Origin of the sequence: Microbacterium sp. LS_15 (assembly GCF_041954735.1) — a bacterium.
Classification (GTDB): Bacteria; Actinomycetota; Actinomycetes; order Actinomycetales; family Microbacteriaceae; genus Microbacterium.
Window position 1 is genome coordinate 110899 of sequence record NZ_JAVAYD010000008.1, and the last position, 13164, is coordinate 124062.

Annotated in this window: 15 protein-coding genes; all 15 read left to right on the plus strand. The window is 67.6% G+C overall.

Annotated features, from left to right (window positions below; translation table 11 throughout):
* The first annotated feature begins 34 nt into the window (after positions 1 to 34).
* Positions 35 to 739, plus strand: a complete 705-nt coding sequence (locus RAC69_RS11660) for an L-threonylcarbamoyladenylate synthase (protein WP_251585595.1) — start codon at positions 35 to 37, stop codon at positions 737 to 739.
* Positions 736 to 1905 (plus strand): MraY family glycosyltransferase, encoded by a 1170-nt coding sequence (locus RAC69_RS11665; RefSeq protein ID WP_341934822.1) that lies wholly within the window; start codon positions 736 to 738, stop codon positions 1903 to 1905. Before RAC69_RS11660 ends, RAC69_RS11665 begins: the two co-directional genes overlap by 4 nt.
* Positions 1905 to 2480: a hypothetical protein gene (locus RAC69_RS11670; protein WP_341934821.1), complete on the plus strand. Its 576-nt coding sequence runs from the start codon at positions 1905 to 1907 to the stop codon at positions 2478 to 2480. The genes RAC69_RS11665 and RAC69_RS11670 overlap by 1 nt, the downstream gene beginning before the upstream one ends.
* Positions 2481 to 2624: 144 nt before the next feature.
* Positions 2625 to 3407, plus strand: coding sequence for a F0F1 ATP synthase subunit A (gene atpB, locus RAC69_RS11675; protein ID WP_096714670.1), 783 nt, complete (start codon positions 2625 to 2627; stop codon positions 3405 to 3407).
* A gap of 45 nt (positions 3408 to 3452) precedes the next feature.
* The gene (atpE, locus tag RAC69_RS11680; protein WP_067115091.1) at positions 3453 to 3689 is read left to right on the plus strand and encodes an ATP synthase F0 subunit C; all 237 of its coding nucleotides are present in this window, start codon (positions 3453 to 3455) and stop codon (positions 3687 to 3689) included.
* 27 nt (positions 3690 to 3716) lie between these two features.
* Positions 3717 to 4274: a F0F1 ATP synthase subunit B gene (locus tag RAC69_RS11685; protein ID WP_341934820.1), complete on the plus strand. Its 558-nt coding sequence runs from the start codon at positions 3717 to 3719 to the stop codon at positions 4272 to 4274.
* A complete protein-coding gene (locus RAC69_RS11690) occupies positions 4274 to 5065 on the plus strand; it encodes a F0F1 ATP synthase subunit delta (protein ID WP_375086956.1) in 792 nt (263 codons plus the stop codon). The genes RAC69_RS11685 and RAC69_RS11690 overlap by 1 nt, the downstream gene beginning before the upstream one ends.
* A 47-nt stretch (positions 5066 to 5112) precedes the next feature.
* Positions 5113 to 6753, plus strand: coding sequence for a F0F1 ATP synthase subunit alpha (atpA, locus tag RAC69_RS11695; protein WP_341934819.1), 1641 nt, complete (start codon positions 5113 to 5115; stop codon positions 6751 to 6753).
* Positions 6754 to 6772: 19 nt separating this feature from the next.
* Positions 6773 to 7672: a F0F1 ATP synthase subunit gamma gene (locus RAC69_RS11700; RefSeq protein ID WP_341934818.1), complete on the plus strand. Its 900-nt coding sequence runs from the start codon at positions 6773 to 6775 to the stop codon at positions 7670 to 7672.
* 21 nt (positions 7673 to 7693) lie between these two features.
* Entirely contained in the window at positions 7694 to 9148 is a 1455-nt protein-coding gene (gene atpD, locus RAC69_RS11705) for a F0F1 ATP synthase subunit beta (RefSeq protein ID WP_341934817.1), read from the plus strand.
* 2 nt (positions 9149 to 9150) lie between these two features.
* The gene (locus tag RAC69_RS11710; RefSeq protein WP_096714664.1) at positions 9151 to 9411 is read left to right on the plus strand and encodes a F0F1 ATP synthase subunit epsilon; all 261 of its coding nucleotides are present in this window, start codon (positions 9151 to 9153) and stop codon (positions 9409 to 9411) included.
* A gap of 76 nt (positions 9412 to 9487) precedes the next feature.
* On the plus strand, positions 9488 to 10234 hold the full coding sequence (locus RAC69_RS11715; protein WP_375086957.1) for a YaaA family protein: 747 nt from the start codon (positions 9488 to 9490) through the stop codon (positions 10232 to 10234).
* Positions 10235 to 10354: 120 nt separating this feature from the next.
* Positions 10355 to 11155 carry a large exoprotein gene (locus RAC69_RS11720; protein ID WP_375086958.1) on the plus strand — a complete coding sequence of 267 codons (801 nt, stop codon included), beginning with the start codon at positions 10355 to 10357 and terminating at the stop codon, positions 11153 to 11155.
* 100 nt (positions 11156 to 11255) lie between these two features.
* Positions 11256 to 12239: an aldo/keto reductase gene (locus RAC69_RS11725; protein ID WP_375086959.1), complete on the plus strand. Its 984-nt coding sequence runs from the start codon at positions 11256 to 11258 to the stop codon at positions 12237 to 12239.
* Between the two features lie 72 nt (positions 12240 to 12311).
* The gene (locus tag RAC69_RS11730) at positions 12312 to 13109 is read left to right on the plus strand and encodes a PP2C family protein-serine/threonine phosphatase (protein ID WP_375086960.1); all 798 of its coding nucleotides are present in this window, start codon (positions 12312 to 12314) and stop codon (positions 13107 to 13109) included.
* The last annotated feature ends 55 nt before the right edge of the window (positions 13110 to 13164 follow it).

Consider the following 13164-nt stretch of genomic DNA (forward strand, 5'->3'; position numbering starts at 1 on the left):
CGCACAGGCACCCGCCGTCTAGAATCGGAAGGTCATGTCCACCATCTTCGACTGCGGCGACGAGTCCGAGCTCCTCGCCGGCATGCGTCACGCGCGCCAGGCCATCGCCAGGGGCGAGCTCATCGTCATGCCCACCGACACCGTCTACGGCGTCGCCGCCGACGCGTTCTCGCCCGCTGCCGTGCAGCGGCTCCTCGACGCCAAGGGGCGGGGCCGCAACCAGCCGCCGCCCGTGCTGATCGGCTCGAAGGACACCCTGGTCGCCCTCGCCGAGTCGGTGCCGGAGCCGGTCCAGCGCCTCGTCGACGAGTTCTGGCCGGGCGGTCTCACGATCGTCCTCCCCGCGCAGCCTTCTCTCGTCTGGGATCTCGGCGAGACCGAGGGCACCGTCGCCGTGCGGATGCCGGAGGGTCGCGTCGCACTCGAGCTGCTGGCCGAGACGGGGCCGCTCGCTGTGTCGAGCGCGAACCTCACCGGACGCGATGCGGCGATCTCGGCGTATGACGCCGAGCGGATGCTGGGCGACAGCGTCGCGGTGTACCTCGCCGACGGCATCAGCCGGGAGGGCATCGCCTCGACGATCGTCGACGCCACCTCGCTCGTGCCCCGCGGCATGGAGCAGGCGACCGGCCGCGCGCGCATCCTGCGCCAGGGTGCGGTCAGCCGGGAGCGGCTCGAAGAGGTGCTCGGCGATCTTCTCGAGCCCGAGCCGAGCGACGAAGCGGACGGGGATTCGTGAAGCAGTACCTCTTCACGGTCCTCATCACCGCCGCGATCACGTTCGCGCTCACGTGGGTGGTCCTGAAGGTGAGCCTGCGGTTCAAGCTGTACCCGGCCATCCGCGAGCGCGACGTGCACACGACGCCGAAGCCGCGACTCGGCGGGGTCGCCATCTTCCTCGGCATCGCCGTCGCCATGGGCATCTCGGCGTTCAACCCGTTCTTCGCGACGATCTGGACGCCGCCGCAGACCATGTGGTCTGTGCTCGCCGCTGCTCTCCTCATCGCGATCATCGGCGTCGTCGACGACCTCTGGGACCTCGACTGGATGATCAAGCTCGGCGCCCAGTTCCTCGCCGCGGGGATCATCACGGTCGGCGGCGGTCTGCAGATCCTGTCCCTGCCCTTCGGCGACCTGATCGTGTTCTCGAGCTGGCTGAGCATCACGATCACGATGTTCGCGATCGTGATCGTCATGAACGCCGTCAACTTCATCGACGGACTCGACGGTCTGGTGGCCGGCGTGTGCCTGATCGCGAACGGCGTCTTCTTCGCCTACTCCTACATCCTCACCCGCGACACGGGCGCGTCGAGCTACTTCAACCTCGCATCGTTCCTCGCCGCGGTGCTGATCGGCGCGTGCATCGGCTTCCTGCCGTTCAACTGGAGCCCCGCGAAGATCTTCATGGGCGACTCGGGCGCGCTCGTCCTCGGTCTGCTCATGGCGACGTCGGCCGTCGCCGTGACGGGTCAGCTGGAGCCCTCGGCGCTCGATCTCGAGAGACTCGGCCGCTCGCAGCTGCTCGGTGCGTTCATCCCGATCCTGCTGCCGCTGCTCGTGGTGCTGCTGCCGCTGCTCGACTTCGGCCTCGCCGTGCTGCGGCGCATGAACGCGGGGAAGAGCCCGTTCTCACCCGATCGCAAGCACCTGCACCACCGGATGCTGGACCTCGGCCACCGCGACCGCGACGCCGTGCTCATCTTCTATGCGTGGACGGCCATCATCTCGTTCGCCGTGCTGCTCATGTACGTGGGCGCCCGCGAGGACTGGCCGGGGCAGTACCTCCCCGGCGTCGCCTTCGGCGTGGTCGGCATCGTCGCCTGCCTCGTGATCACCCTGATGCCCACCCGTCGCAAGAAGCCGGCGACAGCCCCCGAGCCCGACCCGACCTCCCTGGAGTCCTGATGAGCCCGAACCCCGTATCCAGCAACCCGATCCTGCGCAGGACTCTCATCTGGTCCGCCGTCGCGATGGTGGTGCTCGCGGTCGTCGCCGGTCTCGTCGGGCTCCTCGTCGGCGGGGGAGAGGGGCTCGCCAGCGGACTCCTCGGCGTCGTGCTGGCGATGCTGTTCCTCGGCATCACGGCTCTCAGCATCCTGATCGCGAACCGCTGGTTCGGCGACCCTCTGTACGTGCAGTTCTTCTTCGCGATCGTGCTCGGAGGGTGGCTGCTCAAGCTCGGGCTGTTCGTCGTGATCATGATCGTGCTGAGCGGCCAGCCCTGGATCCACCCGATGGTGTTCTTCCTGTCGATCGTCGCCGGGGTCATCGTGTCGCTGGGCATCGATGTCGTGGTCCTGACCCGTATGCGGCTTCCGAACGTCAGTGACGCGTCGCTCCCCACCGAGGCGCCCGCCGACCGAGCCCCCGGGGTCGAGCTGCCGACCGTCGTGCCCGAGGACCGTGCCCCCGGCCGCCACCACCTCGTGCGGGACGAGAGCACCGAGGACGGGCCTGCAGAGGACTCCCCGCGGTCTTAGGACACCCTTTATTCTGATAGTGTTGAGTCGTGCCCGCCGCTCGCCCGCGAGCGCTTGCGCAGAAGCACACCGACCATCGTCGCCCCGGTCCGATCCGGTGCCCCGAAGCTGGAGCCCGCGCTGTTTAATCTTGCTGCGACCCTGATGCCCCGACTTGCCTCCGACGGCGAGTTCCACGGACCTTCGATCGACGAGTTCTTCCCGGAGATCCTCTTCACCGTCGCGGGGATCCCCGTGCACCGGATCCACCTGGTGCAGCTGCTCTCCGTGATCGTCGTCGTCCTGCTGCTCGTCCTCGGCACGCGCCGCATGAAGGTGGTCCCCGGCCGCTTCCAGAGCGTCGTCGAGATGGGCCTCGACTTCGTCCGCGGCGGTATCGCGCACGACCTGCTCGGCCGCAAGGACGGCAACCGGTTCCTGCCGATCCTCACGACGATCTTCTTCATGACGCTGTTCATGAACATCACGGGCATCATCCCGTTCCTGAATATCGCCGGTACGAGCATCGCCGCCGTGCCGCTGACGCTCGCCCTGGTGAGCTACGTGACCTTCATCTACGCCGGCATCAAGAAGAGCCCCGGCGGGTTCTTCAAGAACGCGCTGTTCCCCTCGGGTGTGCCGTGGCCGGTCTACTTCATCGTGACCCCCATCGAGTTCCTCTCGACGTTCATCATCCGTCCGGTCACGCTGATGCTCCGACTCCTGATGAACATGGTCGTCGGTCACATGCTGCTGGTGCTGTGCTTCGCGGCCACCCAGTTCTTCTTCTTCACCGCTGGCGGCGGCTGGGCCGCCCTCGGTATCGGAACCCTCGCCTTCGGCGGCGCCTTCACTCTCTTCGAGATCCTGGTGGCCGTCCTGCAGGCATACGTCTTCACCGTCCTCACCGCGGTCTACATCCAGCTCGCGGTCGCAGAAGAGCACTGAGCGGGTCGGCAAAACTGCCTTCCCACCCAACGAAAGGAAAAACCCGTGGACGCTACTACGGTTCTCGCTGAAATCAACGGTCACATCGCGGCGGTCGGCTACGGCCTCGCAGCCATCGGCCCGGCCATCGGTGTGGGCATCGTCGTCGGCAAGACCATCGAGGGCGTCGCCCGTCAGCCCGAGCTGGCCGGTCGTCTCCAGGTCCTCATGTGGATCGGTATCGCCTTCACCGAGGCGCTTGCATTCGTCGGCATCGCCGTCGGATTCATCCCCTTCCCGTAATCCGAACCGACTTCTGAAGGAGACAGGATGCTGAACGCTCTTGTCACGAACCTCGCGGCTGAGGGTGAGGCGGCGCACAACCCGCTGATCCCCGCGTGGTACGACATCATCTGGTCGGGCCTGTGGTTCCTCATCATCCTCCTCGTCGTGTGGAAGGTCGCCCTTCCGAAGTTCACGGCGATGCTCGACAAGCGCTCCGCCGCGATCGAGGGCAACATCGCCAAGGCCGACGAGGCTCAGAAGCAGGCCGAGGCCGCGCTCGAGGAGTACACGCGTCAGCTGGCCGAGGCTCGCACCGAGGCCGGCGAGATCCGCGAGGCCGCCCGTGAGGACGGCAAGAAGATCGTCGCCGAGGCCAAGGAGACCGCGACGGCCGAGGCCGCTCGCCTCACCGCGGCAGCGCACTCGCAGATCGAGGCCGAGCGTCAGACCGCTCTCGTCTCGCTCCGCAGCGAGGTGGGCACGCTCGCGATCGACCTCGCCGGCGGCGTGGTCGGAGAGACCCTCTCCGACGATGCGCGCGCGACGGCCGTCGTCGACCGCTTCCTCGCCGACCTCGAAGCATCCGAGAAGGCGGCTCAGTAATGGGCAGCGCGACCACTCAGGCACTCGCGGCATCCACTCAGGCGCTTGCCGCAGCGACGGACGTCACCCTCGACACGGCGCAGGAGCTGTTCGCAGCCGCCCGCGCCGTGGCCGAGTCGTCCCAGCTGAGCGGCGCGCTCGCCGACCCCGCGGCCGCGGCCGTGGCGCGACAGAACGTCGTCGCAGCGGTGTTCGGCGGGTTCTCGCAGAACACGCAGAGCGTTCTGAAGGCGGCTGTCGCGGAGCGCTGGTCGTCGGCCTCCGAGCTGACGGACGGCATCGAGGAGCTCGCCATCCGCGCCGCGGCACTCGCCGACCCGAAGGCCGACATCGAGGGAGAGCTCTTCGGCTTCACTCGCGTGGTGGCCGCGAACCCGGAACTCGAGCTCGCGCTCGGCAGCCGGCTCGGGGGAGAAGACGCCAAGGGCTCGCTGATCGACCGTCTGCTCGCAGGCGGAGCGACCAGCGCCCCGACCGCGCTGATCGTCTCGTCGCTGGTGCGCCAGCCCCGCGAGCGCCGCGTGCGCCAGCTGCTGTCGCGCGCGATGCGCATCGTGGCCAGCCAGGGCGACCGCGTCGTCGCCACGGTCTACACCGCGAAGTCGCTCACCGAGGCTCAGCGCACCCGTCTGAGCGACACGCTCTCGCGTCGCTACGAAGGGACGGTCGCGCTCAACGAGGTCATCGACCCCGCCGTGGTCGGAGGTCTGCGCGTGCAGATCGCCGATGACGTCATCGACGGAAGCATCTCCGCCCGTCTCGCCGATCTTCGCCAGAAGCTCGCCGGCTAACACGACTTCGCGCGGGGAACCGCGCACCCAGATACAAAGGGAAGACAATGGCAGAACTATCGATCAGCCCCGACGTCATCCGTGACGCGCTGAAGGACTTCGCCGCGGCATACGAGCCCACCGGGGCTGCGGCGACCGAGGTCGGCACCGTCATCGACGCGGCCGACGGCATCGCCCACGTCGAGGGACTGCCCGGCGTCATGGCGAACGAGCTCGTGACCTTCGCCGACGGCACCAAGGGTCTCGCGCTGAACCTCGACGAGCACGAGATCGGCGTCGTCGTCCTCGGCGACTTCACCGGCATCGAGGCGGGTCAGGAAGTCACCCGCACGGGCGAGGTCCTCTCGGTCCCCGTCGGCGACGGCTACCTGGGCCGCGTGGTCGACCCGCTCGGCAACCCGATCGACGGCCTCGGCGCGATCGCGACCGAGGGTGTCCGCGAACTCGAGCTCCAGGCGCCCGGCGTGATGCAGCGCAAGTCGGTGCACGAGCCCATGCAGACCGGCATCAAGGCCATCGACGCGATGATCCCCGTCGGCCGCGGCCAGCGTCAGCTGATCATCGGCGACCGCCAGACCGGCAAGACGGCCATCGCGATCGACACGATCATCAACCAGAAGGCCAACTGGGAGTCGGGCGACGTCAGCAAACAGGTCCGCTGCATCTACGTCGCCATCGGCCAGAAGGGCTCGACCATCGCTTCGGTGAAGGGCGCGCTCGAAGAGGCCGGCGCACTGGAGTACACCACGATCGTGGCGGCTCCGGCATCCGACCCCGCCGGTTTCAAGTACCTCGCTCCCTACACCGGTTCGGCCATCGGTCAGCACTGGATGTACGGCGGCAAGCACGTCCTGATCATCTTCGACGACCTGTCGAAGCAGGCCGAGGCGTACCGCGCCGTGTCGCTCCTCCTGCGTCGCCCGCCGGGTCGCGAGGCGTACCCCGGCGACGTCTTCTACCTGCACTCGCGTCTGCTCGAGCGGTGCGCGAAGCTCTCCGACGAGCTCGGTGCGGGATCGATGACGGGTCTGCCCATCATCGAGACCAAGGCCAACGACGTCTCGGCGTACATCCCGACCAACGTGATCTCGATCACCGACGGCCAGATCTTCCTCCAGTCCGACCTGTTCAACGCCAACCAGCGTCCGGCGGTCGACGTGGGTATCTCGGTGTCGCGAGTCGGCGGTGACGCGCAGGTCAAGTCGATCAAGAAGGTCTCCGGAACGCTCAAGCTCGAGCTGGCCCAGTACCGCTCGCTCGAGGCCTTCGCGATGTTCGCCTCCGACCTCGACGCCGCCTCGCGTCGTCAGCTCTCGCGTGGTGCGCGTCTGACCGAGCTGCTCAAGCAGCCGCAGTACTCGCCGTACCCCGTCGAGGAGCAGGTCGTGTCGATCTGGGCCGGTACCAACGGCAAGCTCGACTCGATCGAGGTCGAGGACGTGCTGCGGTTCGAGCGCGAGCTCCTGGACTACCTGCGTCGCAACACCTCGGTGCTCGACACTCTGCGCGAGACCAACGTCCTCGACGACGCCACGGTCGCAGAGCTCGAGAAGCAGACGGATGCCTTCATCCTGGAGTTCCAGGGCGGCAAGGGTCACGCCATCGGCGCCCCTGGTCACGAGGAGCACGCTGCGGCCGAGGCCGAGGACGTCAACCAGGAGAAGATCGTCAAGGGTCGTCGCGCGTAATCGCGTGAGGAACTGATTCATGGGCGCTCAACTCAGGGTCTACAAGCAGAAGATCTCTTCTGCTCAGACGACCAAGAAGATCACGAAGGCGATGGAACTCATCGCGGCTTCGCGCATCCAGAAGGCGATGGCACGCGTCAAGGCGTCCAGCCCCTTCGCGCGGGCCGTGACGAGGGCCGTGTCGGCCGTCGCGACGCACTCGAACGTCGATCACCCGCTCACCCGTGAGCCCGAGAACATCCGCCGCTCCGCGGTCGTGATCTTCTCGTCGGACCGCGGTCTCGCCGGAGCCTTCAACTCGCAGATCCTCCGTGAGGGTCTCGAGGTGGCATCGCTCCTGCGGGAGCAGGGCAAGGAGCCGGTGTTCTACCTCATCGGTCGCAAGGCCGTCGGGTACTTCCAGTTCCGTCGTATCGAGTCGGCTGCGGAGTGGACGGGCGACACCGACACCCCGTCGTTCCACACCGCGGAGGAGATCTCGGCCACGCTGCTCGAGGCGTTCTCGCGCGGTGCGGACGAGGGCGGCGTCGACGAGATCCACCTCGTCTACAACCGCTTCGTCAGCATGATGACGCAGTCGCCGGAGTCCGTGCGCCTGCTGCCGCTGGAGATCACGGAAGCCGACGACTCGGAAGCGGGCAGCACCGTCTACCCGCTGTACGAGTTCGAGCCGGATGCCGAGACCGTTCTCGACGCGATCCTGCCGGTGTACATCCAGAGCCGCGTCTTCAACGCGCTTCTGCAGTCGTCCGCCGCCAAGCAGGCCGCGACGCAGAAGGCGATGAAGTCGGCCAGCGACAACGCCGACAAGCTCATCACCGACTACACCCGCCTGCGCAACAACGCTCGCCAGGCGGAGATCACGCAGCAGATCGCGGAGATCGTCGGCGGCGCCGACGCCCTCTCGTCGAGCAAATAGACCATCAGGAAAGAGACGATAATGACTTCCATCGCCACGGCTGACCAGCCGGCGACCGCGGTCGTCGGGCGCGTCGCACGCGTCAACGGTCCGGTTGTCGACATCGAGTTCCCGCACGACTCGATCCCCGACATCTACAACGCTCTGAAGACCACGATCGCCATCGGCGACGAGTCGACCGAGATCACCCTCGAGGTCGCCCAGCACCTCGGCGACGACCTGGTGCGCGCCATCGCCCTGAAGCCGACGGACGGCATCGTCCGCGGCCAGGAGGTCCGCGACACGGGCGAGGCGATCTCGGTGCCCGTCGGTGACATCACCAAGGGCAAGGTCTTCAACGTGATCGGCGAGGTCCTCAACGGCGAGCCCGGTGAGACCATCGAGGTCACGGAGCGCTGGCCGATCCACCGCAAGGCGCCGAACTTCGACCAGCTCGAGTCGAAGACCACCATGTTCGAGACCGGCATCAAGTCGATCGACCTCCTCACCCCGTATGTGCAGGGTGGAAAGATCGGTCTCTTCGGTGGTGCCGGTGTCGGCAAGACCGTCCTCATCCAGGAGATGATCCAGCGCGTCGCGCAGGACCACGGTGGTGTGTCGGTGTTTGCCGGTGTCGGTGAGCGCACCCGTGAGGGCAACGACCTCATCCACGAGATGGAGGAGGCGGGTGTCTTCGACAAGACGGCCCTCGTCTTCGGTCAGATGGACGAGCCGCCGGGGACGCGTCTGCGCGTCGCTCTGTCGGCCCTGACGATGGCGGAGTACTTCCGCGACGTGCAGAAGCAGGACGTGCTGCTCTTCATCGACAACATCTTCCGCTTCACGCAGGCCGGTTCCGAGGTGTCGACTCTTCTGGGCCGCATGCCTTCCGCCGTGGGCTACCAGCCGAACCTCGCCGACGAGATGGGCCTCCTGCAGGAGCGCATCACCTCGACGCGCGGTCACTCGATCACCTCGCTGCAGGCGATCTACGTGCCGGCCGACGACTACACCGACCCGGCTCCGGCCACGACCTTCGCGCACCTCGACGCGACGACCGAGCTCTCCCGTGAGATCGCGTCCAAGGGGCTGTACCCGGCCATCGACCCGCTGACCTCGACGTCGCGCATCATGGACCCCCGCTACTTGGGCGAGGACCACTACCGCGTCGCCACCACGGTCAAGCAGATCCTCCAGAAGAACAAGGAGCTGCAGGAGATCATCGCCATCCTCGGTGTCGACGAGCTCTCCGAGGAAGACAAGATCGTCGTGTCGCGTGCACGTCGCATCCAGCAGTTCCTCTCGCAGAACACCTACATGGCGAAGAAGTTCACGGGTGTCGAGGGTTCGACCGTGCCGCTGAAGGACACGATCGAGTCGTTCGACGCGATCACCCGCGGTGACTTCGACCACGTGGCCGAGCAGGCCTTCTTCAACGTCGGCGGCATCTCTGACGTCGAAGAGCAGTGGGCGAAGATCCAGAAGGAGAACGGCTGACCATGGCCCTGCACGTCAGCCTCGTCTCCGCCGACGCGGAGGTCTGGACGGGAGAAGCGAGCCTCGTGGTCGCGAAGACCGTCGAGGGCGAGATCGGCTTCATGTCCGGCCACGAGCCGGTGCTGGCCATCCTCGCCGAAGGCCAGGTCCGGATCACCCAGACCGACGGGTCGAAGGTGCTCGCCAACGCGCAGGACGGATTCCTCTCGATGGAGGGCAACGACCTGACGATCGTGGCAGGCAACGCCGCCCTGATCTCCTGACCAGCAACAATCATCGCGTCCGCCTCGGCACCGTCTTCGGTGCCGAGGCGGACGCGTCTGTGCCCGCGGAGGCGCCATGAAGATCCTGCTCCCGCCCTCGGAGACCAAGCGCCCGGGTGGTGCCGGTGCGCCACTCGACCTCGACCGTCTCGTCCTCCCTGCACTGCGCGACCGGCGTCGGGCGGTGGCCGACGCCCTCGTCGAGCTCGCGGGCGACCCGACCCTCGCACAGCGCGTCCTCAAGCTCAGCGACAAGCAGGCGGGAGACATCGCTCACAATCGCGAGCTGCTGACCGCTCCGACGATGCCGGCCGTCGACCGCTACACAGGAGTGCTGTACGACGCGCTCGACGCGACCTCGCTGTCGTCCGCGTCGCGGCGCTGGCTCGCCGGCCACGTGTGGATCCACTCGGCGCCGCTCGGACCTGTCGGCGCCCTCGACGGCATCCCGGCCTATCGTCTCGCGGCCGGGACCTCGCTGCCCGGCATCCCGCCGCTGCGGCGGCACTGGGCGGAGGCGACCAGCGCGGCGATCGCGAGCGAGGAGCCGGACTTCGTGCTCGACCTGCGCAGTGAGGCGTACGTCGCCCTCGGTCCGATCCCGGCGGACGTCGACTCATCGTATGTGCGGGTCGTGACGGAGCACGGCAAGGCTCTGAACCACTTCAACAAGAAGTCGAAGGGGATGCTCGTGCGCGCCCTCGCGGAGGATCGTCCGCGCATCGCGTCGTTGCGCGCGCTCCGCACCTGGGCGGAGTCGCGGGGTGTCGTTCTGCGCGACTCGTCGGAGCGGGCGACACTGGAGCTCGTCGTCGCGGAATGACGCGCACGGACGCGTGGGGATTTCTCCCCGCGTGTGTCGTTGCCCGCGATATCGGCGCACCGATATGGTGGGTGACGCGGCGCGGCCAGCGCCCCCATCAGTCCCATTTCGGAGGGGATCATGTACGACGATTACTATTACGGGCCAGGTGCCGCTGCCGTCTTCGGCATCGTGGCGCTCGTAGGCTTCCTCATCGCGATCGTGGGCTACGTCCTCGTCGCCTTCTTCCTGATGAAGATCTTCGACAAGGCCGGCGTGCAGGGCAAGTGGCGCGCCTGGGTGCCGGTGTACAACTACATGGTCTTCGCGAAGCTCGGAGACCTGTCGCCGTGGGTCGTCCTCATCGCGATCGGCCTCTCGCTCATCCCGTACCTCAACTTCCTCACGGGTATCGCACTCGCCGTGGTCCTCGCACTCGCGGCCTGGCGCGTCGGCCTCAAGCTGCAGAAGGACGCCGTCTGGGTGATCCTCTGGGTGCTCCTCGGCATCGTGTGGCTCGGCATCAACGCGTTCGACAAGTCGCGCTGGAACCCGAACATCGCTCCGGCTCCGTGGGCGGGCAACGGCTTCTTCGCCGACAAGACGGTGTGGGACGGTGTGCCCACGCAGCCGAGCGCGGTGGCAGGTCCCGGCTACGGCCAGCCGCAGCAGGGCTACGGCCAGCCGCAGCAGGGTTACGGTCAGCCGCAGCAGGGTTACGCCCCGCCGGCCCAGCCCGGCTACGCTCCGCCGCAGCAGCCGGGTTACACCCCGCCCGCGCAGCCCGGCTACGCCCCTCCCGCAGCGCCGTCGAACCCCGACGTGCCGCCGGCACCGCCGTCCGCTCCGCCCGCTGCGCCGCAGGTGCCGCCGGCTCCGCCGACCGCTCCGCCAGCTGCGCCCCCGGCTCCGCCGACCAACCCCACTCAGCCGCCGGCCTGACCCGGCGCCGCAGTGCACGAAGAGCCTCCGACCCCGGTCGGAGGCTCTTCCGCGTTCCAGGAGTGGCATGCGGGTCGGTAGAAGACGATAGCGTGGAGGCATGCTCACGTCGCAGCGCCGTGTCGGCGCTTCCGGACTCCTCGTGTCGTCGACCGGCCTCGGATGCAACAACTTCGGCCGAGCAGGCACCGCTACCGAGACGCTCGACGGAACCCGCCACGTCATCGATGCCGCGATCGACAACGGCATCACCTTCCTCGACACCGCCGACATGTACGGGGCGGTGCCCGGTTCCAGCGAGTCGCTGATGGGGGAGGCGCTCGACGGCCGCCGCGATCGCGTCGTCCTCGCCACCAAGTTCGGGCACGAGCGCGACATGGGCTATGACTTCCCTGCGGGACGGGGTTCCCGTCGCTACGTGCGACGAGCGGTCGAGGAATCGCTCCGCCGGCTGCGGACCGACTGGATCGACCTGTACCAGCTGCATCTGCCGGATCCGGAGACCCCGATCGCCGAGACGCTCGACGCCCTTGACGAGCTCGTGCATGAGGGCAAGATCCGATATTACGGGCACTCGAACTTCAGCGGATGGCAGATCGCCGAGGCCGAGTTCGTCTCGCGCGACCGCCGCGGCGGCCGGTTCGTCTCGGCGCAGAACCACTACTCGCTCCTCGCACGCGCGGGGGAGCGCGAGGTCCTTCCCGCCGTGGAACGCTACGGGCTCGGGTTCTTCCCTTACTTCCCGCTGCACAACGGCCTGCTCTCCGGCAAGTTCTCCCGTGACGGGGGTCCGGAGTCGAGCCGGATCATGTCGACGCGCCGCCACGTGTGGGAACGGGCTCCCTGGGACGCGCTCGATGCGTTGCGCTCCTTCTGCGATGACCGCGGCATCACGATGCTGCAGGCCGCTTTCGGCTGGCTCCTCGCCGATCGGCGCATCTCGAGCGTGATCGCGGGCGCGACGTCGGTGGAGCAGGTCGAAGCGAATGCGCAGGCCGGGGATGCTTGGCGTCCGAACGAGGAAGAACTGGCTGAGATCGACGCGCTCTTCCCGCTTCCCGAGGACCCCGGGGCGCGCGTGTGAGCGGGCCGGAGTCCACTACGATGTGTGAGAACCCTGGGGCGGCCCGACCCAGAGGCATTTCGGAGGCGACGAGTGGCTGAGACGACGACGAAGACGCACAGCGTCACGGTTTCGCGGCACCCTCTGGTGGTGTCGTGGGCCGGCGTCACCGATGTCGGACGCCGCCGCGAGACGAACCAGGACGCCTTCTTCGCGGAGTATCCGCTGTTCATCGTCGCGGACGGCATGGGCGGACACGCGGGCGGCGAGATCGCCAGCCAGAGCACGGTCAAGCGCCTCGAGGCGATGGTGACCGAAGGACCCGTGCAGCGCGGAGAGATCGAGCGCGCGTTGGAGCTCGCCGTCGGCGACATCGCCGACCACCCCGAGGCCACGGACGAGGGGACCGGAACGACATTGACCGGGGTCTTCCTCGAGCTCGACGAGGACGAGCCGCGCTGGGTCGCGCTGAACATCGGCGACTCGCGCGTGTACCTGCTGCGCGACGACTGCCTGATCCAGGTGACGACCGATCACTCCGTCGTGCAGGAGCTGATCGCCTCCGGCAAGATCAGCCCCGAAGAGGCTGAGGGCCACCCGTACAGCAACGTCATCACGCGTGCCGTGGGTGCGAGCGAGTTGACGCCGCCCGACTACGTCACGCTCGACGTCCGAGCCGGCGACCGCTTCGTGATCTGCTCCGACGGCCTCACCAAGGAGCTCACCGACTACGGCATCCAGCACTTCCTCCGGGAGAACGCCGACCCGGCCGCCGCGGTCGACGCGATGCTGAACGCCGCACTCGAGAACGGCGGGCGGGACAACGTGACGCTCGTCATCGTCCAGGTCGACGACGACTCCTCCTCCACGGAATCGGATATCGCCGAATAACCCGCTGGCCCCTGTGGACAGCGCCGGATCCGCGCACCGCAGGGTGTCCACTGGG